This window comes from Gammaproteobacteria bacterium (assembly GCA_013151035.1).
In the GTDB taxonomy this organism is placed as follows: domain Bacteria; phylum Pseudomonadota; class Gammaproteobacteria; order JAADJB01; family JAADJB01; genus JAADJB01.
This window is the reverse complement of the sequence record JAADJB010000014.1, coordinates 54,689-79,020: the sequence shown is the minus strand read 5'-3', so window position 1 is coordinate 79,020 and position 24,332 is coordinate 54,689. Positions and strand designations below refer to the sequence as shown.

At 47.8% G+C, this 24,332-nt stretch carries 18 protein-coding genes; 2 read left to right on the top strand and 16 right to left on the bottom strand.

Features of this window, described 5'->3' with window-relative positions; genetic code table 11:
* Positions 1-31 precede the first annotated feature (31 nt).
* The 15 genes from GXP22_03285 to GXP22_03215 all read right to left on the bottom strand — a co-directional run bounded on the left by GXP22_03285 (position 32) and on the right by GXP22_03215 (position 20,921).
* On the bottom strand, positions 32-1,387 hold the full coding sequence (locus GXP22_03285) for an IS66 family transposase (protein NOX08506.1): 1,356 nt from the start codon (positions 1,385-1,387) through the stop codon (positions 32-34).
* A gap of 668 nt (positions 1,388-2,055) precedes the next feature.
* The gene (locus GXP22_03280) at positions 2,056-3,894 is read right to left on the bottom strand and encodes a dimethyl sulfoxide reductase anchor subunit (protein ID NOX08505.1); all 1,839 of its coding nucleotides are present in this window, start codon (positions 3,892-3,894) and stop codon (positions 2,056-2,058) included.
* Between the two features lie 20 nt (positions 3,895-3,914).
* A complete protein-coding gene (locus tag GXP22_03275; GenBank protein ID NOX08504.1) occupies positions 3,915-6,098 on the bottom strand; it encodes a nitrate reductase in 2,184 nt (727 codons plus the stop codon).
* A gap of 260 nt (positions 6,099-6,358) precedes the next feature.
* Positions 6,359-6,685, bottom strand: coding sequence for a nitrite reductase small subunit NirD (gene nirD, locus GXP22_03270; protein NOX08503.1), 327 nt, complete (start codon positions 6,683-6,685; stop codon positions 6,359-6,361).
* A gap of 29 nt (positions 6,686-6,714) precedes the next feature.
* A complete protein-coding gene (locus GXP22_03265) occupies positions 6,715-9,150 on the bottom strand; it encodes an NAD(P)/FAD-dependent oxidoreductase (GenBank protein ID NOX08502.1) in 2,436 nt (811 codons plus the stop codon).
* Between the two features lie 250 nt (positions 9,151-9,400).
* Positions 9,401-10,981 (bottom strand): peptide chain release factor 3, encoded by a 1,581-nt coding sequence (locus GXP22_03260; GenBank protein NOX08501.1) that lies wholly within the window; start codon positions 10,979-10,981, stop codon positions 9,401-9,403.
* Between the two features lie 160 nt (positions 10,982-11,141).
* Positions 11,142-12,017 (bottom strand): hypothetical protein, encoded by an 876-nt coding sequence (locus tag GXP22_03255; protein ID NOX08500.1) that lies wholly within the window; start codon positions 12,015-12,017, stop codon positions 11,142-11,144.
* 46 nt (positions 12,018-12,063) lie between these two features.
* The gene (locus GXP22_03250) at positions 12,064-13,923 is read right to left on the bottom strand and encodes a S8 family peptidase (protein NOX08499.1); all 1,860 of its coding nucleotides are present in this window, start codon (positions 13,921-13,923) and stop codon (positions 12,064-12,066) included.
* 77 nt (positions 13,924-14,000) lie between these two features.
* Complete coding sequence (rimI, locus tag GXP22_03245; GenBank protein NOX08498.1) at positions 14,001-14,426, bottom strand: ribosomal protein S18-alanine N-acetyltransferase; 426 nt, start codon at positions 14,424-14,426, stop codon at positions 14,001-14,003.
* A gap of 43 nt (positions 14,427-14,469) precedes the next feature.
* Positions 14,470-15,168, bottom strand: a complete 699-nt coding sequence (locus GXP22_03240; GenBank protein NOX08497.1) for a uracil-DNA glycosylase — start codon at positions 15,166-15,168, stop codon at positions 14,470-14,472.
* Between the two features lie 35 nt (positions 15,169-15,203).
* Positions 15,204-16,751, bottom strand: a complete 1,548-nt coding sequence (locus GXP22_03235) for a 2-isopropylmalate synthase (GenBank protein NOX08496.1) — start codon at positions 16,749-16,751, stop codon at positions 15,204-15,206.
* 26 nt (positions 16,752-16,777) lie between these two features.
* Complete coding sequence (gene pssA / locus GXP22_03230) at positions 16,778-17,545, bottom strand: CDP-diacylglycerol--serine O-phosphatidyltransferase (GenBank protein NOX08495.1); 768 nt, start codon at positions 17,543-17,545, stop codon at positions 16,778-16,780.
* 94 nt (positions 17,546-17,639) lie between these two features.
* Positions 17,640-18,656 carry a ketol-acid reductoisomerase gene (ilvC, locus tag GXP22_03225; protein NOX08494.1) on the bottom strand — a complete coding sequence of 339 codons (1,017 nt, stop codon included), beginning with the start codon at positions 18,654-18,656 and terminating at the stop codon, positions 17,640-17,642.
* A 39-nt stretch (positions 18,657-18,695) separates the two neighbouring features.
* Complete coding sequence (ilvN, locus tag GXP22_03220) at positions 18,696-19,199, bottom strand: acetolactate synthase small subunit (GenBank protein ID NOX08493.1); 504 nt, start codon at positions 19,197-19,199, stop codon at positions 18,696-18,698.
* 27 nt (positions 19,200-19,226) lie between these two features.
* On the bottom strand, positions 19,227-20,921 hold the full coding sequence (locus GXP22_03215) for an acetolactate synthase 3 large subunit (GenBank protein ID NOX08492.1): 1,695 nt from the start codon (positions 20,919-20,921) through the stop codon (positions 19,227-19,229).
* 181 nt (positions 20,922-21,102) lie between these two features.
* Here GXP22_03215 and GXP22_03210 point away from each other — a divergent pair, with 181 nt between their 5' ends.
* The gene (locus tag GXP22_03210; protein NOX08491.1) at positions 21,103-21,573 is read left to right on the top strand and encodes a DUF4124 domain-containing protein; all 471 of its coding nucleotides are present in this window, start codon (positions 21,103-21,105) and stop codon (positions 21,571-21,573) included.
* Between the two features lie 47 nt (positions 21,574-21,620).
* The gene (locus GXP22_03205; protein ID NOX08490.1) at positions 21,621-23,324 is read left to right on the top strand and encodes a proline--tRNA ligase; all 1,704 of its coding nucleotides are present in this window, start codon (positions 21,621-21,623) and stop codon (positions 23,322-23,324) included.
* Here GXP22_03205 and GXP22_03200 read toward each other — a convergent pair.
* A complete protein-coding gene (locus tag GXP22_03200; protein ID NOX08489.1) occupies positions 23,313-24,329 on the bottom strand; it encodes an NAD-dependent epimerase in 1,017 nt (338 codons plus the stop codon). The genes GXP22_03205 and GXP22_03200 overlap by 12 nt on opposite strands.
* Positions 24,330-24,332 lie beyond the last annotated feature (3 nt).

Below are 24,332 nucleotides of genomic sequence, written 5' to 3'. Positions count from 1 at the left end.
TACTCAGCGCAATAAACTTAGTATGTAAAGCTTACACTATAAAATCCGGTAGTTTTCCATCAAAAATCAGACTCAGAGCCTGTGAAACGGAAATATCTTGCTTGCGGCAAGTTGATAAATAACCACGAACCCGACAGAATATTTTTGCACCTTCGACACTGCGAAAACAGCCTGATATTTTTTGCTGAACCTTGGTTATTCGAATATCATTCTCGCCCTGATTATTAGTAAAAGGCACCAGTGGATTTTCCATAAAGCGCAGTACATCGTCTTCATAATTTCTCAAACGTTCTAATAAGTTTCTGGCCTTGCTGCGTTTAACCCGACCTCGTTTAAGTTTTCCTGGCGGCGGTTCTGGTGCTGGGCATTCATTGTCTGCTTTCTGTAACAGGGTTCTGTATGCTTTTCGATACTGTTTTGCCTCATCAGGAGACAGCGCACCACCCGCATAATTAACAACTCGGTTGATTTCTCTGAGTAGTTGTTCCATGTCCCTGGCCCAGATCATACCATCCTGTTCCCAGGCTCTTGTTAGTTCCCTGAGATGGTGTGCATTACATAAGGCATGAGTCAATTGCAGATAACGGTAATAAGGCTTCCAGTGATCATGACACAGGATGCCCTGGAAACGAGGGAGTATGCCGATATCATCCATCGCCGCCTTGCCCCGTTTTTCATGAGGGAAGTAGTGAGTCCATGCCGGGCTGGAAGCACAATGCAGCCATTGACGTTTACCATTGATGTTAATTCCGGTTTCATCGGCATGAGCCAGTTGGGCCTTTGCTAACTGGTCTTTACTCATCTGCTCAAAGTCGGCCAGTTGAGCAAAGGCCTGCACATTGAAGTTGTAAAGTGAGCCTTCACTGATCGGAATCTGGTCAGCAAAGTAATTCTGTATGCGTTTGTAAGGCAGCAATTGATACTGGGACAAATAAACTGCATGGGCTTTTATCTGGTTGCCATACTGCACAGCTTTAGTGACATTATCCGGGAAAGATGCCACAAAACGATGGCCTTTTTCATCTTCGAGTATCTCGGCCTGATATTCGGTGATGACGCGCAGAATATCGATATCAAAGACTTGTCTTGTTTCAACCCCGGCCTGATGATAATTCCCTTTGGGTAAGGTTCGGCGATCAATAGAAAGGGCGGTCATATAGTCTGGATCATCCACCTTTTCCAGTGTTTTGCCAATATGCCCGGCTTGAGCACCGGAAGGTTTGCTGCTGTTTTTACTATTGAGTGTTTTACGATCTAACAGGAGTTTGACTAATAACAAGAGAACCTCTAAGGCGGCACGGAGAGAAGCAGATAAACCTTTCTCCTGCTCGATAAGCTGGCGAGCTTTATCAAGTGCTTTCTCAACATCTATTGAATCCATTTTCAATGAATAACCCTGATCGTTTTAGTACAGGGGTATTATCGCATGGGTTTTCAGGGGCGATTTTTTCGCATTGTAAGGCGATGTAAACTGTTAAAATAAATCACGCACACGCAGGGGCATTATGAACTCAATAATAAAACTGTCAGCCATCTGATGCTCCGTATCGACCCGCTATAAAGCCATTGATAGCTTCAGTAGTTTTTTCAAAATATTCGCCAAAACCTTGTCAAGCTTTTTTTGAATTATTTACGCTGAGTAGTTACATAAATTCAAAATAACACATCTGAGTATGATGCAATAGCACGGGAACAAGAGGATTCAATAAATATAGCGTAATTACTCTCTACCCCCGATTGATTCTCACAAAGACGGTTGGCAATCTATCTGCTAAAGACCCTTGCCCGCATGGACGCGGGCGTGGAGCCTACAGGGATGTATTCACGGCGTGTCTTTAGCAGATAGACTGGCGATCGTCATTCACTCGGAACCATGCGGGGTATATTAACTATGAACCTGGATGGATTTGTCGGGTTACGCTACGCTCAGCGTGCCCTTTGGGTAAACCCGACCTACGACTATATGGGTTCCCACGCGGGAGCGTGGGAACCAGGTATTAGGTATGGGTTCCCACGCAGAGCATGGGAACCAGATATATGCGAGGATGACAGCAATCAATGCGTCTTGTTCAGCACTCCAACCTGTGGCATCTCGGCGAGTCCACTCTGTTGGGCGTGTTCCTGGAAGCCTTGATTGCGCCAGAAGAAGGCACCGGGCATGGTGGTAGGAATGACTAGCACATAGAACAGTGCTCGGCCTAAAACGGCACTGACAAAAATAGCGATGGCGACCAGTATCCAGCTATAAAGCCCTAAACCTGTCAGGGCATCTGTTGCTGTCAACAGCGTCACCAATAGTAGTGCACCTGCCAAGGCAATATTACGCGCACGGTAGCTGCGACCATGTGCCGTCAACTGACGGAAGTGCGAGGCAGCACCCTCACCGCCTGTAGCCTTGAGGTCGTTGGCGTGATAGTACAGGCCGATAGCTTCCATCAGCAGACCTAACAAAACAGGCAATGCCAGTGCATCCATAACAGTCATTGATGGCAGCCCTTGCCAGGCCTGTATAAAACCAAAATACAGACCAGTCACCAGTCCACCCAGCGCCAGCATATTGCCATAAAAACTGGTCAATACCTGCCAGTGATTCCAGAAAGGTCGTGCCTTGATGCGGTAGATCTTGTGCATAAAATACAGGGCAATCGGGCCGGTAACTGCTGCTGCAATACCCGTCATACCGACCAGGCTATCGACCCAGCCATCGGGCAGGAAGAAAAACAGCCCAGGGAAGGTCAGCAATAAGGCGTAGGCACCCAGCAGGTTATAAAATACCGCAATACTCGCCACCTCTCGACTCACCGGTGAATAACGCAGGTTATTAAAGGCGCGATAAAAACGATGAGGTTTACCCAGGTGCATGGTGGATAACACCAGTGCCAGGGTCTCCAGACCCAACAGGCCAAACAACATCACGGAATAGGCCACAGGATGCGTATCCGGTGACAACACCTCCAAACCGAATACAGGGCCAAGGATCAGTGCCAACACGGCACCCACCACCATCTGTGAGACCAGGGTAAAGATCACCAGTGGATCTTCACGTGAACTCAGACCGGCAAGCCCCTTGTCGGCTTCAATCTTGCGTTCATCCACCTCGGGGATAAAATCAGAACGCCCTGTATCATCACGCTCATAGGTCAGTGGCATGGCATCGGTACGACGCATCTCGGAGGGCAGACTCTTCTTCTGCTGAAAACGAATATTGGGATGGGTAATCTCGGGCGAAGGGAAACCGGGGATCTTGACCTCCAGTTGTTCACGATTCTCCGGTGTGGTCTCGATCACACCAAAGTCCAGCGCACCCGCCAGACAGGCAGAGGAACAGGCCGGTTTCAGACCCACCTCCAGTCGATCCACACACATATTACACTTCTGCACATGCCCGGCAGCAAGATCCAGCTGCGGGGCATTATAGGGACAGACCCAGGTGCAGTAGCCACAACCAAAACAGATATCAGGGTCCTGTAACACCGCACCATATTCCGCAAACTTGGTATAGGCACGCGTTGGACAACCCTTGAGACAGACCGGATCATCACAGTGATTACAGGCCATGGAGATATTCATACGCCGATAGGCCGGCCAGGTACCGCCCTCAACATAACCCACCGAACGGAAGGCGATATGCGATGGCAGATCATTCTTTTCACTACACGCCGACTCACAGGCATGACAGGAGATACAGTTATCGGCATTAAAATAGAAACCATGCTGCTTGTAACGATTCGGGTTATCCCCCACCGAGCTATCACCATTGATATTCAGGCTCTTACCCGCTAGCGCGTCAGTTTCATCAACCAGTTGAATCTTCTTACCATAACGATTGACCTGTGGTGCATCCACCTCCGGCAGTATGGCATAATCCGGTTCATCATCACGTCGTTTAAACATACTAATATTCCTGTATCGACCTAATAGGTACGCGCAATTCGATTACGGTGGGCAGCGGCCTGTTGATCATCTAATGGTTCAACCCGCACCCCACATTGTTTGAATGCCGGTTGTCGGGAGTGAGGATCAAGCAGACCTAACGACACCCGGTTCACACACTCATGGAAATGAAAGGGTACAAACACCATATCCGGTGGGATACGCTGGGTCAGTTGTACCATCACCACGGCATCACCCCGACGCGAGATCAGACGCACATACTGCCCATGCCGGATATTCAGACCATGTGCCGCATCCGGATTCATCTCCATATAAGGCGTGGGACTAAACTTGTTCAGATTACCGATCTTGCCGGTACGGGTACGGGTATGAAAATGCTCGACCACACGCCCACTATTGAGCCAGAATGGATACTGCTCATCCGGTCGTTCATTATTATCAATAAAGGGCAACGCGATCAGTTTGGCACGTTGATCCGGGTACTGGAACAGCCCATCGGTATACAGCCGTGGTGAACCCTCCGGTGCCGTTTCCTCATTACAAGGCCACTGTATCCCACGCATCTTTTCAATCTTGTCGTAGTCCATGCCCGAATAGTCCAGCATACGACCCTTCGATAACTCACGCAGCTCTTCAAATACCTCAGAGGCCTGTGCCGGAAAAACCGGCTTCTTCGGATTATCAAAACGCTGTGCGATCTCGTTAAAGATCCATAGATCTGATTTTGACTGTGCATAGGGCGGTAAAGTATTACGCGTCAGATTAACGCGTCGTTCGGTATTGGTAAAACAGCCTTCCTTCTCTGCCCAAATCGCAGCAGGTAGATAAACATGACTGTATTCATTGGTTTCCACATCCCGATAGGCATCCTGTACCACCAGAAAATCCAGTTTTTCAAGCGTCTTGCGTATACGTGCCGTATTCGGCATCGAGGTCATTGGATTGGTCGCAACCAGCCACAGACCTTTGATCTGCCCCGTCTCGATGGCGGGGAAAATATCAGTCTGAAACAGACCGCGTTTCTCAGGCAGGAAGTCCTCATCAATACCCCAGTAATCAGCAATGGTCTTGCGATCCTGCGCCTTTTCCAACGCACGATACCCAGGCAGACCGGAGCAGGAAGACCACTCACGCGTACCCATGGCATTACACTGCCCGGTAATCGATAGACTGGTACCACCCAGCTTGCCGATATTACCAGTAATCAGATTCAGGTTATTGGTTGCTACCACTCCATCAGAGCCATGGGTACTTTGATTGATGCCCATGGTCCAGATCGACATCGCCTGACCTGCCTTAGCATAGATGCGCGCGACATTACGAATGGTATCCTCATCAATGCCACAAATACGCGAGGCACTGATGGGGTCATATTCAGCCACCAGTGCCTTGAAATCATCAAAGCCCGAGGTATGTGCCGCAATATAATCATCATCAGCCAGACCTTCATCCAGGATGACATGAGCCAGGCTATTGAGTAACACCAGATCAGTACCCGGCGTAATCGGCAGATGAATATCTGCCATCTGGGCAAACATGGTAACGCGAGGATCAACCACAATAATCGGGAAGCTGCGTTTCTCCAGTGCCTGACGTAAACGCCAGAAGATAATCGGATGCTGTTCAGGCAGATTGGAACCCAGTGCCAGCAGACACTCGGTATGTTCAAAATCATCGTAACATCCCGGTGGTCCATCGGAACCAAAGGAACGTTTATAACCCGATACCGCCGATGCCATACACAAGGTGGTATTGCCATCATAGTTATTGGTGCCAATCACACCACGCGCCAACTTGCCCAGGGTATAAAACTCCTCGGTCATGATCTGTCCGGTAGAGACAATGGCAAAGGCATCCCGACCATACTTATCCTGAATCGTCTTTATTTCAGAACTTACACGATCCAGCGCACCATCCCATGAGGTCTCCTGAAACTCATCCAGATGACGTTCACGTATCAGCGGCACCTTGCCACGCCCCGCACTCTTGAACAACTCATGTTCAAAGATACCCTTGAGACAGAGCTTGCCACGATTCACATCCGCACCCGCAACACCGCGCGAACTCACCGCCTCACCTTCAGCATTCAGACCGACTTCAATCGAACAACCGGTCGAGCAGTAGCCACAAGTGGTGTATTTCCACTCAACCACGCCCTTGTCGGCGATCTTGATAGGATTCTTTTTACTTCGACCAAAAAGCACAGTGCTCTCCTAGATTTGTTTAGTGCGCAGTGCGCACCCTACCTGCTATATGCATTCCCACGCAGAGCGTGGGAACGAGAAATTGGTGCGCAGTGCGCACCCTACAGAGGCAGGGCTTGCTCCTCTTTAGCAGAGACCCTTGCCCGCAGGGATGCGGGCATGGAGCCTACAGGGATGTATTCACGGCGTGTCTCTGATAAAGAGGAGCAAGCCCTGACTCGATCTTATTAAAACACACTCTCAAAAATGCCGATAAAATCTCAATCAGACGACAGCGACAAATAAACTACCCCATCCTCAACCCGCACCGGAAAACGTGCCGCACAGCCTTCATCAGGCGCAACAGCAACCCCGGTCTCCAGACTAATCTTCCAGTCATGCAAAGGACAGGATACCTTATGCCCATGCACAATCCCCTGCGACAAAGGCCCACCCTTATGCGGACAATGATCATGCAGCGCAAATACCTCATTATCCGCAGTGCGGAAGATAGCAATATCACCCTCTTCGCGATTCACCACTCGGGCACCCAACACCGGAATATCATCCAGCTTACCTATTTCAATCCAGTTATTCTGTTCACTCATACTTCACCTGTATTCAATATATTATCACGTTAAGAGATCGTTTTGATCGGCTCAAACTCATGCCTGTCTGTCCCCTCAGCACGCTCCTTCCACGGATCATCTTGTACAAAGGTCTGAGCAAACAGGAAGCGCTCAGCCAGAGCCTTACGATTATCATTATCATCAACAATCTGTTCCTTGACATAATTCAAACCCACTCGTTCAATCCAGGGGGCCGTACGTTCCAGATAATGCGCCTGTTCACGATAGATCTGCATAAAGGCTGCCGCATACTCCAACACCTCAGCCTCTGTTTTCACCGCACATAGAAAATCAGTAACCCGCACCTTGATACCACCATTACCACCAATATGAAGCTCATAACCGGAATCGACACAAACCACACCCAGATCCTTGATCGTTGCCTCAGCACAATTTCGCGGACAACCCGATACCGCCATCTTGTACTTATGCGGTGTCCATGAACCCCAGGTCATCTTCTCCAGGGCAACACCCATCTTGGTGGAATCCTGCGTTCCGAAACGACACCATTCCTTACCCACACAGGTCTTGACCGTACGCAGTGCCTTACCATAGGCATGTCCGGAAACCATTCCAGCCTTACTCAAATCACCCCAGATCTCAGGCAACTCTTCCTTCTTGAGCCCATACAGACCAATACGCTGACCACCGGTTACATGCACCGTCTTGACCTTGAATTTATCTGCCACATCGGCGATTGCACGCAGTTCATCCGGTGTCGTGCCACCACCCCACATACGCGGAATAACCGAGAAGGTCGCATCCTTCTGGATATTGGCATGCACGCGTTCATTAATGAAACGTGACTGATTATCATCACTACCCGCATCCGGCCACTGACAAAAGACATAGTAATTCAGGGTGGGGCGACACTTACTGCAACCATCTTCACTATCCCATTCCAGTGTATCCATAACCGCACGCACTGATTTTAATTGCTGATCCTTGATCGCAGCGCGTACACCGTCATGCGTGTGTTCCGTACAACCACACATCGGTTTAAGATGAGGGGCTGTTGAATAGTCACCACCCACGGTATGTGACAACAGCGCCTCAACCAGACCGGTACAAGAGCCACAGGAACTGGAGGCCTTGGTATGCGCGCGCACATCTTCTAAGGTAAATAATTTTTTCTCGGTAATTGCCTTAACGATATCGCCCTTACAGACACCATTACAACCACAGATCTCGGCATCATCAGACAGTGCCGCGACACGATTCTCATCACCATGACCGGAGTCACCCAGATGCGCCTGACCAAATAACAGGTGTTGACGGATATCCGAGATATCGGTTTGATCACGCAACAGATCAAAGTACCAGGTACCATCAATGGTATCGCCGTACATCACCGCGCCCTTGATCTTGTTATCCTGCACCACCAACTTGCGATAGACACCACGCGCAGCATCCTGAAACACCAGCTCCTCGGTATTCTCATCACCAATAAAATCACCAGCTGAAAACAGATCAATCCCGGTCACCTTTAACTTCGTCGAGGTCACTGAGCCTTCATAACGGCCAATACCATGATGCGCCAGATGATTGGCACAAACCTTCGCCATCTCGAATAAGGGGGCGACCAGGCCATAGACCTCACCACGATGCTGCACACATTCACCCACGGCATAAATGCTAGGATCAAAAGTCTGCAAGGTATCATTCACCACAACGCCACGCTCACAATGAATCCCGGATTCACTAGCAAGGGTATAATTCGGACGAATACCCACTGCCATCACCACCAGGTCGGCACTAATCCCGGAACCATCCTTGAAACGAACACCCTCTACCCGATCCTTACCTGTAATCGACTCTGTTTGTGCCTGCATCAGGAAATGCAATCCACGTTCTTCCAGCGACTGCTGCAACATACCCGCTGCCACGGTATCAAGTTGTCGCTCCATCAAGGTCTCTGGCAAATGCACCACGGTCACATTCATGCCCTGTTCCATCAGACCATTAGCGGCCTCCAACCCTAGTAGCCCACCACCAATCACTACCGCATGTTTAGACTTGTCCGCCACGGCCAACATCTGATCAACATCACTGATATCACGAAAAGAGACCACACCGTCCAGATCATTACCTGGAATCGGCAGAATAAAAGGTGTAGAACCCGTCGCAATCAGCAGACGATCATAGGTCAAAGAAGAACCATCTTCAGCAATAACCTCGCGCTTACTGCGGTTAATAGAGGCAATGCGTTTACCCTTGTTCAGCGTCACACCATTGTCTTGATACCACGCGTCATCGTTCAGCATGATCTCATCAATGGTCTTTTCACCGGCTAAAACAGGCGACAACATAATACGATTGTAATTACCATAAGGCTCGTCACCAAAAACCGTAATATCATAACGATCGGCATCCAGCTTCAATAATTCTTCCAGGGTTCTGATACCTGCCATACCATTACCAATTACGATCAAGCGTTCTTTCATAACTACTCCAACAATATTTACAATAAGTCTAAGCGAATATTAGCAATTATTGTGCCAGGTTATAAGTCTGTGGTACGCACGAAAGGGGGGCAGAGCCAAAAACCGGCGCTGTCCCCAGCCTGGTGTGAACCCTGGCTGGCACAGGCCGGGGACAGCGCCGGTTTTTGGCTCTGTCCCCATCGAGCACGTACCACAGGCCTGTGCAAATATGGTGCAATAGAAATGTAAACACGCATCATAGTAATGCAAATCAATGCTCACTCGTCGCCATAAACTCAATATCTGGCCAACGCTCCATGGTCAAATCCAGATTAACCCGAGTCGGTGCAATATAAACCAACTCACCCGACTGATCGATGGCCAGATTCTCATAGACCCTTTCACGAAACTGGCTCAGCATCTTGTCATCATCACAGTGTATCCAGCGTGCCGTCGCTACAGTAAAGGGTTCAAAACCACACTCAACATTGTATTCACCCTTAAGCCGATATTCCACCACATCAAACTGCAGTATACCCACGGCACCCAGGATTAATTCATTATTCTTTAGCGGTTTAAATAACTGAGTCGCACCCTCTTCACACAGCTGATCCAGCCCCTTTTGCAACGCCTTCATGCGCAGAGGATCACGCAGTATGGCACGACGAAACATCTCCGGGGCAAAACTGGGAATACCGGTATATTTCAAGTCTTCACCCTGGGTAAAGGTATCACCAATACGAATGGTGCCATGATTATGCAGACCAATAATATCACCCGGATAGGCATCCTCGACATTACCACGATCAGAGGCCAGAAAGGTCACCGCATTCGCCACCTGAATCGTCTTGCCAATACGCACATGACGCATCTTCATACCTTTCTTATAAGCACCTGAACAAACCCTTAAAAAGGCAATACGATCACGATGAGCGGGATCCATGTTCGCCTGTATCTTGAATACAAAACCACTAAAGCCTTCCTCATCCGGTTCAACCACCCGATCTCCAGCACGTCTGGACAAGGGGGCCGGTGCATGTTCTGAAAAGGAATCCAATAGTTCCTGGATACCAAAGTTATTAATCGCAGAACCAAAAAACACGGGGGATAGATCACCCTTGAGATAAGCATCCAGATCAAAGGCATGACTGGCACCCTTCACCAGTTCAATCTCCTCTCTGAGCTCAGGTGCCTGCATACCCAGCAGTTCATCCAGTATGGGATTATCCAGACCCTTGATAACCTCGGTATTGCCCTTGGCACCCCCCTTCTCTGCATTATAGATATGAATCGCATCATCCAGCAGGTGATAGACCCCCTTGAAACGCTTACCCATACCAATCGGCCAGGTGATCGGTGCACAGCGGATTTTTAAGACATCCTCAACCTCATCCAGCAGTTCAATCGGGTCACGTCCCTCACGATCCAACTTATTGATAAAGGTGTAAATCGGCGTAGTGCGTAAACGACAGACCTCCATCAGTTTGATGGTACGTTCCTCCACGCCCTTGGCGCAATCAATCACCATCAGCGCAGAATCAACCGCAGTCAATGTTCGATAAGTATCTTCCGAGAAGTCTTCATGTCCCGGGGTATCCAGCAGGTTGATCACCTTGTCACGAAAGGGAAACTGCATCACCGAAGAAGTTACCGAGATTCCACGCTGCTTTTCAAGCTCCATCCAGTCCGAGGTTGCATGACGTGCAGCCTTACGACCCTTCACCGTACCAGCCAGCTGAATGGCACCACCGAACAGCAGTAACTTCTCAGTCAAGGTCGTCTTACCCGCATCCGGGTGCGAAATAATCGCAAAGGTGCGCCGCCGCCGGGCTTCAGTTGAAATAACACTCATAAAAAATGGCCAATCTCAGAAAAGATTGACCATTTTACCCGTAGGGTGCGCACTGCGCACCAACAATCTTTTATTTCACCCGCACCATGCACCAAAACAATGATACATGTACACACCCCACCTTAATTCCAACGGTAGGGTGCGCACCGCGCACCAAACACTAATTAATGCTAGCACTCACCCCAATCACCGGCACGCCGGCATTATCAAATGCATTCACACTCAGGATATTAAGATTAGTTACACCACCCGCGATATAAAATTTAAAGTCCTGCATCGCTCCCAAGGTTACATTATTAACCGGCGTAATAATAACATGGGTATTAAGACCATCATCCGTCCATAACAGATTCTTAACATCACCACGAGGATTAGACACATAGGCTATCCCTGCACCACCATTATTGGCATCAGGATCATGTGTGATAATGAGTTCTACGGCATGCGGTATTGTTGTTGCCGAAAAATTAATCGTGGCATGAGCCATTCTTTCCATGGCCTTAAATTTAATATTATCCAGCGGTGTCGTATAAGTCGCCTCAAAAGTGCTATTGCTTCCTGTTCCCGCAACAATATCAACTGTCGAACTGGCATACTCCCCTTCAGGATTAGTGATTTCAATCAGCGCAACCCCCTCAGCCAGAGCAACAGGTAAATCAATAAACACGGTAGTCTGCCACCAATCTCTATCACCCGCAGTAAAGTTTGCGGTAATCGTTTGTGCGTAGGTCTGTGCAAAGGTGGTAAGATCCTGTCCGGTCTCCCTGGAAACAATCATACTGGAGAGGGGATCCGGATAAAAATTAATCGCCCCTCGCACACTCAGGTTACCCGGTGCATAGACCGTGTTCACACCATTCACATCCGTAATACTGACAGTAATATTGTCCCGTGAAAACTTCTGTTGCCAGCCAGCCGCCAGCGCTATGGTATCTCCTGCCCTGGCAAACTCATGAAAAGTCTTTTGTCCAGCACAACCTGTTAAAACCACTGCTATAAGCAGTATCTTAAATAAATTTTTAAACTGTTTGTTCATAATACCATCTCCTTTTTACTCCCTGTAAAATACAACAATATATAAGCTACTGCTGTATGCGTCCCATCAATAAAACAAAGTCTGACACATCAATAACACCATCAGGTGCCGCTGCCGGATAGAGATCCCCATGTACCAATTCCAATGTACCGGCAACAAGATCCCCCATTACAATACGACTAGCCAACATATAATCAGCAGCATTGACTACACCATCCGGCGCACCCAGGGGTGCAATATCTCCATCAAGAAAATTAAAATTCAGCGGCAAGGTATCCTGAGCATCGCCAATACCATCGGCGTCAGTATCTGCCAATAGTGGATTCAGATCACTGCCTGCCAGATAGGCAGAGGCATTACCATCATAACCAACCTCCACATAATCACTCAGTGTGTCACCATCGGTATCGGCATTAAATGTATTAGTGCCAATTGATACTTCGAAAACATCACTCAAACCATCATTATCGTCATCTGCATCACAAACATCACCGATCGCATCAAGATCATTATCTGCCTGATCCGAGTTCCAGACAGTTGGGCAATTATCTACACTGGCACATAATCCATCACCATCACCATCATTACAATAAGGTGCATCGATCATCATCAATAAGGGTTCATAAATACCATCCGGATCATCAGCACAATAACCCGATGCCGTATGACAAGGAGCCGGATCAGAGCGTGCAATCAAAGCGACCTTGATATCAGCAGGTGTCGCTGCTGGATTCTCCATTTTATAAATAGCAGCTGCTCCCGCAACATGAGGACTGGACATACTGGTACCACTCATGGATCTAGTTCCTCCGCCCTTATAGGTCGACAGGATCAATACACCTGGTGCCATAATATCAACACCACTGCCGTAATTACTGAAACAGGCAAAGGAGTCATCCACATTTTCAGTGCAGGAACCCAACCATGCGTTTCCACTCAAACCATTAGGATGCCCATCAAAATCAGCATAGGCAGACACGGTAATAACAGCAGGATGACCACCGGGAGAAACCGCAGATACATCCTGTGACTCATTACCTGCGGATACAGCAAAGGTCACACCCGCAGCAACCGCATTACTAATAGCATTATCCAGTGCCGAACTTGAACCGGTAAAACCCAGGCTCATATTAGCGACTTCAATACTAGCCGCATTAGCCGCAACATAATCAATCCCGGCCAGCACCTGACTCAGTGTACCCGAGCCATTATCCTCCAACACTTTAACTGCCCAGATACGCGCGCCCGGAGCAACACCGACTACACCACTATTGTTATCCAGAGCCGCAGCAATACCACTAACATGGGTACCATGACCATTACCATCATCGGCACCAATATCACCCTCATTACACTTCACTTGAACCGGGCTAGGCGTACAATAGGCATATTGAAAGACATTCAAATCAGGATGATTTAGATCCACACCAGTATCAATAATAGCAATATCAACATCAACACGCGTGTCAACATTATCAATAGCCGCTGTCACATTAAAATCACCATCGATACGATGAACACCTGTTGGCAGGGCCTGTGCAGAAACACGTATAACTCGATTAGGCTCAATACTCAGAATCCGGGGATCTCTCTGCAGCGCCCTAAGCCTACCGGGAGGAATATTAGCAGCCATCCCATTCAGGGCATGAGAATAAATAAAGTGTTTAGTGAGACCATGAGCTGTCTCAACGTCCTCGGCGAAGGTTTCCACCTGCCTGCGTCGGCTCAATGCCCTGTTACGACCCCTGAATCGATCCACTTCCGCATCCCTGAACAGAATAATATGCGTTGCGGCAGAGGCAGGCAGCCGCTCTGCTGCAGCCCCATTACCCGCAATGGAAAACGAAACGTAACCTATAAAGAAGGTTAGCATTAGCGCAAAATTGACAAAGATCTTTTTTATCATAGCATCCATATTAGGCGTTAAAAAATAATTATGCAAGCATAAGCAAAAAATTTACCACTAAAAATAGCGGTGAAAAACTACAACAAACTCAATGCATAGATCATAGCATCCTCACGCCCATTACCATCGGGGTAATAACCCTTACGCTCGGCAATCTGATCAAAACCAAAACTACGATACAGCTGTTGCGCCCCCCTATTAGAAGCACGCACCTCCAGCAACATCATATCCACATTGCAGCTACGCACCACACTTAATACATGCTTCAGCATCTTTGCGCCCTGCCCCTGTCCCTGCCTGTCTTGCCGCACACAAAGATTAAGCAGATGACACTCCCCGGCCGCAAGCCCCATCACGGCATAAGAATCAACCTGACCGTTACACTCACCGACCCAACAGGAGTACTTTGACTTCAAACAATCATCAAATATCCCACGCGTCCACGGATGAGGGTAGGCCTCAAGCTCAATACGCATGATTTCATCCAGATCTGAATCCAGCATACAACGAAATAAAGTAGATGACTGAGACACCGTTCCGTAAAACCTAATTCAGCTGTTGTTGTAATAACAACAAATCCTGCCATACCAGCCGTTTTTGAGAGGGTTTATGCAGCAAATAATTCGGATGATAACTCACGACAACTGAAAAGGCCTGTTTCCCCAACGTCAACTTATGCACCTTACTTCTTAACTGACTCATCTCAGCCGCGCTATTCAGTACCGATTGTGCTGCCACACGCCCCAATAACAAAATCACCTTTGGATTCAGTAGTTCAATTTGCCTCTCCAGATAAGGACGACAACAATCGATCATCTCATTATCCAGATCATGCCCGGCACCAGGGCTGCATTTCACAATATTAGTTAGATAAACCGCATCCCGATTCCAGCCCATACTAAACAGAATTTCATTAAGTAAGGAACCCACCTCACCAGCAAAGGGATAACCCTGCTGCTCTTCCTCTTGATTAGGTGCCTCACCAATAATCAAACAATCCGCCTGTTGCGCCCCGCTACCCACCAGAGCACGTTGACGAAGACCACCCAGGCTACAACGGCGACATTGATCAACACCCGCCGCCAATTGTTCCCAGTCCGCCAGATCTGGAATAGTCGATTCATCACCAACATCATTTATATCAGGGGATAGAGGCGTATCAACCAGAACCGGCGGATGCCTGAGTTCCCAGGTCTGTATACCCATTTTTTCTAAATAATAGGATCGCATTAATTCAAGAGACATGGCGTGTCTCTGATCTCACAACAAAGCAGATCCGCTCAAACATCCACATATTGCTGTGGATGCTCCCGCTGCTGCGCCTGATGAATCTTATTCAAGGCATTGATATAAGCCTTAACCGATGCAATCACAATATCCGTATCCGAACCTTGCCCATTCACAATCTGCTCATCCTTCTCCAAACGTACAGTCACCTCACCCTGAGCATCCGTACCACTGGTGATATTATTAACCGAGTACAACTGTAAATTGACCCCACTTTTCACAATAGACTCAATAGCACAAAAACTAGCATCCACCGGCCCGCCACCCGAGGCACTCGCCTGGTACTCTTTGCCATCAATAAGCAGGGTTAATTCAGCGTGTGGTTTTTCCCCTGTCTCGGAACACACCTTCAGGGATATTAAACGATAAACATCATCGGCAAGACTGGTCTCCGATACCAACGCCTGTAGATCTTCATCAAAGATCTCATGTTTTTTATCAGCTAGATCTTTAAAGCTGGAAAAAGCCTCATTCAAGGCATCTTCCGATTCAAACTCTACGCCCAATTCCAGCAAACGTGTACGGAAGGCATTTCTACCCGAGTGCTTACCCAGGACAATGCGATTAGCACTCCAACCAACATCCTCGGCACGCATAATCTCATAGGTTTCCCTGTTCTTAAGCACACCATCCTGATGGATACCAGATTCATGGGCAAAGGCATTGGCACCCACGATGGCCTTATTCGGCTGCACCGCAAAACCAGTGATCCCGGCCACCAGTCTTGAGGTTGATACAATCTCAGTTGCATCCAGATTGACGATGCAGGGAAAGACATCCTGACGTGTCTTTACTGCCATCACAATTTCTTCCAGGGCGGCATTACCTGCACGTTCACCCAGACCATTAATCGTACATTCCACCTGTCGCGCACCCTGCATCACCGCTGACAGGGAATTCGCTACCGCAAGCCCCAGGTCATTATGACAATGCACAGAAAAAACCGCCTTATCCGCATTAGGAATACGCTCAATCAAGTTAGCCATTAACTGACCAAACTGATGAGGCACGTTATAACCAACCGTATCCGGGATATTAATGGTACGCGCCCCGGCATCAATAACCGCCTCAATGATCCGACACAGGAAATCAATCTCGGAACGCCCAGCATCCTCCGGTGAGAATTCAACATCATCAGTGTAACGAAGTGCGCGCTTGACTGCCTTCACTGCCTGTTCCAGCACCTGATCCGGTTGCATGCGTAATTTCATCTGCATGTGAATAGGAGAGGTCGCAATAAAGGTATGAATACGCGATCTTGCTGCTGGTTTCAGCGCCTCACCGGCACCATCAATATCACGATCAAGTGCGCGCGCCAAACCACAAACCGTACTGTTTTTTATCGCCTGAGCAACCGCCTGCACAGACTCAAAATCACCCGTGCTGGCAACCGGAAAACCGGCCTCAATAATATCCACGTGCATCTTTTCCAGTGATTTTGCAATCCTGACCTTTTCATCACGCGTCATTGAGGCGCCAGGGCTTTGCTCGCCATCACGCAAGGTTGTATCAAAAATAATGAGGGTATCTTTTTCACTCATAGCTCAGCACCATTCGTTAACTACAATTATTCTTCCAGACGTTCCTTTCTTTTCCGTCGCAACAGACTCAGAGTATAAACAGGGCCTGACAGAATATAAATCAGAAACACTATAAACAGCACCTTGGGCGGATCAATTGAGGTAAATACAAATAAGGGAATCACCAGCAGGATCTTCATAAAGGACACCCTGTTCTTGAAATCAACATCCTTGAAACTATAATAACGAAAATTACTGACCATCAATATGCCGACCAGTGTCGTCAATATCAATACCGGCAACTGAAGCGTCTGACCTTTAATACCAAGATCGCTACACATCCAGACCAGACCTGCCAGCACCGCGGCGGCAGCCGGGCTCGGTAGCCCCTGAAAAAAACGCTTATCAACAACAGCGACCTGGGTATTAAAACGCGCCAGCCTCAGTGCTGCGCCCGCAGTATAGATGAATGCAGCCAACCAACCCATCTTGCCCCAAATCCAGCCATCACCCAGCATGTCACGCAGAGCCCATTCATAAATCACCAGAGAAGGTGCCAGACCAAAACAGACCATATCGGAAAGACTATCGTATTGCACACCAAATTCACTTTCGGTATTGGTTAAACGAGCAACACGCCCATCCAGACCATCCATGATCATAGCAATAAATATGGCAACAGCAGCATTCTCAAAGTTGCCCGACATAGCAGAAACAATGGCATAAAACCCGGAAAATAATCCCGCAGTCGTAAACAGATTAGGGAGCAGATAAATACCCTTACGCCGTTTACCTGTGTTTTTTTCTACTGTCATATAAAGAAAAACCCTGAGCTGTGGTGCGCAGTGCGCACCCTACCAAAACAAACATCATGTATCCCGGTAGGGTGCGTACCACGCACCATTAAGCTTAATTCTTACTCTTATCCACCAATGCGTTTTCGGTAATCCACGGCATCATGGAACGTAACTTGCCACCAACCACTTCAATCGGATGCGCTGCATTATTGCGACGACAGGCCGTCATCTCAGGATAATTACTCATACCCTCAAGAATAAACTTCTTGGCATATTCACCATTCTGGATATTTTTCAATGCTTCCTTCATTGCCTGGCGACTCTCATCATTAATCACCTTGGGTCCGGTCACGTATTCACCATACTCAGCATTATTGGAGATCGAGTAATTCATATTGGCGATACCACCCTCGTACATCAGATCGACAATGAGCTTAAGCTCATGCAGGCACTCAAAGTAAGCCATTTCTGGTGCATAACCAGCTTCAACCAGGGTCTCAAAACCGGCCTTGACCAGTTCAACAGCACCACCACATAAGACAGCCTGCTCACCAAATAAATCCGTTTCGGTTTCATCCTTAAAGCTGGTCTCAATAATGCCGGTACGACCACCGCCCACACCTGATGCATAAGACAGTGCAATATCCCTGGCCTTGCCCGAAGCATCCTGATAGATGGCGATAAGATCAGGAATACCGCCACCACGAACAAACTCGGAACGGACGGTATGGCCCGGAGCCTTCGGTGCAATCATAATGACATCCAGATCAGCACGCGGCACAACCTGATTGTAGTGAATAGCAAACCCGTGGGCAAAAGCCAGCACCGCACCCTTTTTCAAATTGGGCTCAATCTCATTCTTATATAACTGCGACTGAAATTCATCCGGGGTCAGGATCATCACCAGATCAGCATCCTTCACGGCATCAACGGTGTTTTTCACAACAAGACCTGCCGCCTTAACCTTGGCAGCGGTAGCAGACCCCTCACGTAGACCCACCGTCACATCAACACCCGAGTCTTTCAGATTATTCGCATGGGCATGCCCCTGAGAACCATAGCCGATAATAGACACCTTCATGCCTTTGATAATAGAAAGATCGGTGTCTTTGTCGTAATAAATATTCATTGCCTACTGCACTCCAAAATCAAAAAAAATAAAAAATTGTTATTCCATTGTTCCCACACTCAAGGCACGAACACCGCTGGCAATCCCCGATATACCGGAACGCACGGTTTCCAGAATAAGATCGTCGCCAACCGCATCAATAAAGGCATCCAGCTTCTCGCCCTTGCCCGTTAGCTCAATAATATAGGTGGTCTCGGTAACATCAATAATGCGGCCACGAAAAATATCGCATAAACGATGCAATTCCTCACGACCTGCGCCCACAGCGCGAATCTTGATTAATAATAACTCACGTTCGATATGAGGCCCTTCTGTCATATCTGACAGACGAACCACATCCACCAGCTTATTCAACTGTTTAATAATCTGTTCAATAATCCCATCCGTACCACTGGTGACAATAGTCATACGCGACAAGGATGGATCTTCGGTCGGTGCAACCGTCAGGGATTGAATATTATACCCCCGCGCTGAAAACAAACCTGATACACGAGACAGGGCTCCTGCCTCATTCTCCATTAAAATAGAAATAATATGCCGCATTCAATCATCAACCTGTGTTAGGGAAACCTAGATAAGAATCATCTCATTCTGACCAGCACCGGCTGGAATCATAGGATATACATTTTCCGTGCTGTCGGTCAGGAAATTCATGAAAACGGTACGATCCTTGATAGCCATCGCCTCTTGCAATGCTGACTCAACATCACCTGGTTTCTCAATCTTCATACCGATATGTCCATAACTCTCAGCCAGTTTCACAAAATCTGGCAAGGATTCCATATAAGACATCGCATAACGCCCCTGATAGAAGAATTCCTGCCACTGTCTAACCATACCCAGGAAGCCATTATTCAAAGTAATAATCTTGATCGGCAGATTATACTGCAAACAGGTTGAAAGTTCCTGTATACACATCTGTATACTGCCCTCTCCGGTGATACAAGCGACCGTGGCATCAGGGTGCGCTAATTGCACTCCCATCGCGGCTGGCAGACCAAAACCCATAGTTCCCAAACCACCCGAGTTAATCCAGCGCCTTGGCTTATCAAACGGGTAATATTGTGCTGCCCACATCTGATGTTGCCCCACATCGGATGTCACATAGGCATCGCCGTTGGTTACCCGGTGCAGGGTTTCAATCACAGCCTGAGGTTTGATCAAATCACTGGACTTATCAAATTTCAGGCAATCCTTGGAACGCCATTCATCAATCTGCTGCCACCATTCAGCCAGCGCATCGGCATCCGGCTTTCTTTCGCTGGCATTAATACATTCCAGCATCTCACCCAGTACATTACTCACACAACCGACAATCGGTACATCCACCCGCACATTTTTGGAAATACTGGCAGGATCCACATCAACATGAATAATCTTTGCTGTCGGGCAAAACTTCTCGATATTACCGGTCACACGATCATCAAAACGTGCACCAATCGCAATCAGCACATCACAATGATGCATTCCCATATTAGCCTCGTAGGTTCCATGCATACCCAGCATACCAACAAACTGTTTGTCGGATGCCGGATAGGCGCCCAGCCCCATCAAGGTATTGGTAATCGGGAACCCCAGCATACGGGTCATCTTGACCAGTTCGTCACAAGCATCACCCAGGATGATACCGCCACCGGTATATAACATTGGACGTCTGGCACCCAGCATCAACGCAACGGCCTTACGAATCTGATCGCTATCGACCTCCTGTACAGGATTGTAGGATCGAATCTCTATTTTCTCAGGATAATAGTATTCAGCACGCTCAGCGGTAATATCCTTCGGAATATCCACTACCACCGGCCCTGGTCGCCCGGTACTGGCAATATAAAAGGCCTTACGAATAGTGCTGGCGATATCCTTCACATCCTTGATCAGGAAGTTATGTTTGACACAGGGGCGTGTAATACCCACCGCATCAACTTCCTGAAAGGCATCATTACCAATTAGCTGAGTCGGCACCTGTCCGGTAAAGACCACCATCGGGATCGAATCCATATAAGCGGTAGCAATCCCGGTAACGGCATTGGTGGCACCTGGCCCGGATGTCACCAGCGCCACACCCACCTTGCCAGTCGCTCGAGCATAGCCATCAGCGGCATGTGTTGCAGCCTGTTCATGGCGCACCAGAATATGTTTGACATCATCTTGCTGATACAAGGCATCATAGATGTGCAATACCGCACCTCCAGGATAACCAAATACATATTCTATTCCTTCATCTTTCAGACAATGGACAAAGATATCAGCACCTGTTAATTCCACTACAAGATTCTCCTAAATTCAGATAAATACGCTCAATCTAGTATTTTGCCACCGAAGGTCAATGGATTCCACAAAAAAACCAATAAAAACCCACCTAAATCACAGGTAAATGATCTTTTTAACCACAAAACACGATGCTATGGACTGTAATTATGATTCAGTTATGAGAGAATTCACAACTATGTCAACACAATATAAACATACATTCATACCTTTGCTGGGTTGCTTGCTGTTACTGCTTCTATCACCGGCTCAAGCCACTATATACAAGTGGGTCGATAATGAGGGCACCACTCAATACACCCAAGCCCCCCCTATCGGCAGGGCAAGCACTATAGTCCCACGCCCGGTACCCTCTGATATCAGCTCTGAAGAGGCGCGCACATCACTACTCAAGGCCCAGCAAAAACTGAAAGAATGGAGTCAACAGCGCAAGGAAAAGAAACTACAACAGAAAATTGATATTGTTAAGCAGGAGCAATTAATCCAGCAATGCAGACAAGCACGTATTGATCTGGCCAATCTCGGCAATGCTGCACGACAACGTTTTCGTACCGCCGAAGGTGAATATGTCCGCCTGTCCGAAGAGCAACGCCGTCGACTCAGGCAACAACTGCGTGACAAGATTGAGAAAAACTGTTCTGATTTATAACCCCTGCAATCATTTTCATACTACTTACCCATAAGGTCAGCCCTACCATGCGCGTTTCCCAATTCCCGATTTCCACCCAGAAAGAAATCCCAGCCGATGCAGAGATCATTAGTCACAAACTCATGCTGAGAGCGGGCATGGTTCGCAAGCTGGCAGCCGGCATCTATAATTGGAAACCCCTGGGACTCAGGGTATTACGCAAGGTTGAGGCGATTGTACGCGAAGAAATGGAACAAGCGGGTGCACTGGAAATATTGATGCCGGCAATACAACCCGCAGAATTATGGCAACAATCCGGACGCTGGGATCAATATGGCCCTGAACTCCTGCGTTTCCATGATCGCCATAATCGGGAATTCTGCCTCGGTCCCACCCATGAAGAAATAATCACCCATCTGGCTGCCGATGAGATCCGTAGCTATAAACAGTTACCTATCAATTATTACCAGATACAAACCAAATTTCGTGATGAGGTCAGACCACGCTTCGGCATTATGCGTTCACGCGAGTTTCTGATGAAGGATGCCTATTCCTTCCACCTGAACAAAGAATCTCTGGATGAGACCTATCAGGTCATGTATGAGACCTACCAACGTATATTCACCCGTTTAGGGCTGAACTTTCGTGCCGTACAAGCCGATGCCGGATCCATTGGTGGCAATATGTCCCATGAATTTCATGTGTTGGCAGACGCTGGAGAAGATGCTATCGCATTCTCTGACAGCAGTGATTATGCCGCCAATGTCGAACTTGCCGAGGCCATTATTGCACCGGATAGTACCCGTGCGCAGGCAGGGGCATCCATAGCAACCATCGACACACCGAAACAACATAGCATTGATGAAGTCGCTGCATTCCTCAAGATCGAAAGTAAACAGTGTATAAAAACATTGATTGTTGAAGGTGAAGACGATCAACTTATTGCCCTGATATTACGTGGTGACCATGAACTGAATACCATCAAGGCTGAAAAGATCCCACAGATTACCACTCCACTGACATTTGCCAGTGAAGAACGTATACACGATATCATCGGCTGCAAGCCAGGCTCATTGGGCCCTGTCGGTCTACAAATCCCGATCATTGCAGATCGATCCACACTGCTTATGTCTGATTTCGTCTGTGGTGCCAATGAAAATGGAAAACATTTACAAAACGTCAACTGGGAACGCGACCTACCACTGGTTGATGATGCCGACCTGAGAAATGTAATAGCAGGAGACCCCAGCCCGGATGGTCAAGGCACACTATCCATCGCCCGCGGTATTGAGGTCGGTCATATCTTCCAGCTCGGTGACAAATACAGCAAGGCAATGAATGCCTCGGTACAAGATGAACAAGGCAAGGATAGCATCCTGCAGATGGGCTGTTACGGGATTGGGGTATCACGTTTAGTCGCTGCTGCTATCGAACAGAATAACGATGACAACGGCATCTGCTGGCCGGCATCCATCACCCCTTTTCAGGTCTGCCTGTTACCCATGAATATGAAGAAGTCCCAACGTGTACGCGATGCAGCAGAGTCTCTGTATAAAGAACTACAAGAAGCCGGTGTTGAAATATTATTCGATGATCGTGAGGTACGGCCTGGTGTTATGTTTGCCGATATGGAACTGATTGGCATTCCGCACCGAATCGTGATCGGAGAAAAAAATCTGGATCAGGGCCTGATTGAATACAAGGCGCGTAACGGAGAAAACCAGACTATTGCGCTCAGTGAGATTGTTTCGTTTTTGCAATCAACTCGGTGAAATATTGTAATATTCTCGATACCATTCAACAAAGGCCTTGACCCCATCTTCCACACTGGTATTCGGTTTATAATCGACATCTTCTACCAGGTCAGTCACATCCGCATAGGTATCTGGCACATCACCCGGTTGCAGGGGCAACATATTCATTTTCGCCTTTACCCCCAAGGATTCCTCCAGCAGCTCAATATAACGCATCAACTCAACAATCTGGTTGTTGCCGATATTATAAACCCGATAGGGTGAACGACTACTAGCAGGATCAGGTTGATCACTATCCCACTGTGGATTACCCTGTGGTATACGGTCAATCACCCGCACCACACCTTCTACGATATCATCAATATAGGTAAAGTCTCTCCGATGTTTACCGTAATTAAAGACATCAATCGATTCACCCTTCATAATCTTGTTGGTAAATTTAAACAATGCCATATCAGGTCGCATCCAGGGACCATAAACGGTAAAAAAACGTAGCCCGGTTACAGGCACATCAAATAAATGGGCATAGGTATGCGCCATTAATTCATTCGATTTCTTACTTGCAGCATACAAACTGACCGGGTGATCAACATTATCATGTACAGAAAATGGCATTTTGGTATTCGCACCATAAACCGAACTACTGGAGGCGAATACAAAGTGCTTTACCTTATTATGACGACAGCCTTCCAACAGATTAACAAAACCAACCACATTGGTATCAACATAGGCATGTGGGTTCTCAATTGAATAGCGCACACCTGCCTGTGCCGCTAAATTAACCACCACATCCGGCTGATGTTCTTCAAACAGGTTCGCTATTAATTCACGATCTGCAATATCACCTCTTATATCGGTATAAGCAGGGTGCTCCTGGGTACGCTTAAGGCGAGATAATTTCAGATTAACATCATAATAATCATTCAGATTATCAATACCAATCACTTCATCGCCGCGATCCAGTAAACGAATCGCCAATGCAGAACCAATAAAACCCGCAGAACCTGTAAGCAATATCTTCATAAC

What these genes read in the sequence shown, in the direction of transcription:
- GXP22_03280 (NOX08505.1), bottom strand. Translation starts at nt 3,894, where the DNA reads ATGTTTAAACGACGTGATGATGAACCGGATTATGCCATACTGCCGGAG.
- nirD (NOX08503.1), bottom strand. Translation starts at nt 6,685, where the DNA reads ATGAGTGAACAGAATAACTGGATTGAAATAGGTAAGCTGGATGATATT.
- GXP22_03265 (NOX08502.1), bottom strand. Translation starts at nt 9,150, where the DNA reads ATGAAAGAACGCTTGATCGTAATTGGTAATGGTATGGCAGGTATCAGA.
- GXP22_03260 (NOX08501.1), bottom strand. Translation starts at nt 10,981, where the DNA reads ATGAGTGTTATTTCAACTGAAGCCCGGCGGCGGCGCACCTTTGCGATT.
- GXP22_03255 (NOX08500.1), bottom strand. Translation starts at nt 12,017, where the DNA reads ATGAACAAACAGTTTAAAAATTTATTTAAGATACTGCTTATAGCAGTG.
- GXP22_03250 (NOX08499.1), bottom strand. Translation starts at nt 13,923, where the DNA reads ATGATAAAAAAGATCTTTGTCAATTTTGCGCTAATGCTAACCTTCTTT.
- rimI (NOX08498.1), bottom strand. Translation starts at nt 14,426, where the DNA reads ATGCTGGATTCAGATCTGGATGAAATCATGCGTATTGAGCTTGAGGCC.
- GXP22_03240 (NOX08497.1), bottom strand. Translation starts at nt 15,168, where the DNA reads ATGTCTCTTGAATTAATGCGATCCTATTATTTAGAAAAAATGGGTATA.
- GXP22_03235 (NOX08496.1), bottom strand. Translation starts at nt 16,751, where the DNA reads ATGAGTGAAAAAGATACCCTCATTATTTTTGATACAACCTTGCGTGAT.
- pssA (NOX08495.1), bottom strand. Translation starts at nt 17,545, where the DNA reads ATGACAGTAGAAAAAAACACAGGTAAACGGCGTAAGGGTATTTATCTG.
- ilvC (NOX08494.1), bottom strand. Translation starts at nt 18,656, where the DNA reads ATGAATATTTATTACGACAAAGACACCGATCTTTCTATTATCAAAGGC.
- ilvN (NOX08493.1), bottom strand. Translation starts at nt 19,199, where the DNA reads ATGCGGCATATTATTTCTATTTTAATGGAGAATGAGGCAGGAGCCCTG.
- GXP22_03210 (NOX08491.1), top strand. Translation starts at nt 21,103, where the DNA reads ATGTCAACACAATATAAACATACATTCATACCTTTGCTGGGTTGCTTG.
- GXP22_03205 (NOX08490.1), top strand. Translation starts at nt 21,621, where the DNA reads ATGCGCGTTTCCCAATTCCCGATTTCCACCCAGAAAGAAATCCCAGCC.
- GXP22_03200 (NOX08489.1), bottom strand. Translation starts at nt 24,329, where the DNA reads ATGAAGATATTGCTTACAGGTTCTGCGGGTTTTATTGGTTCTGCATTG.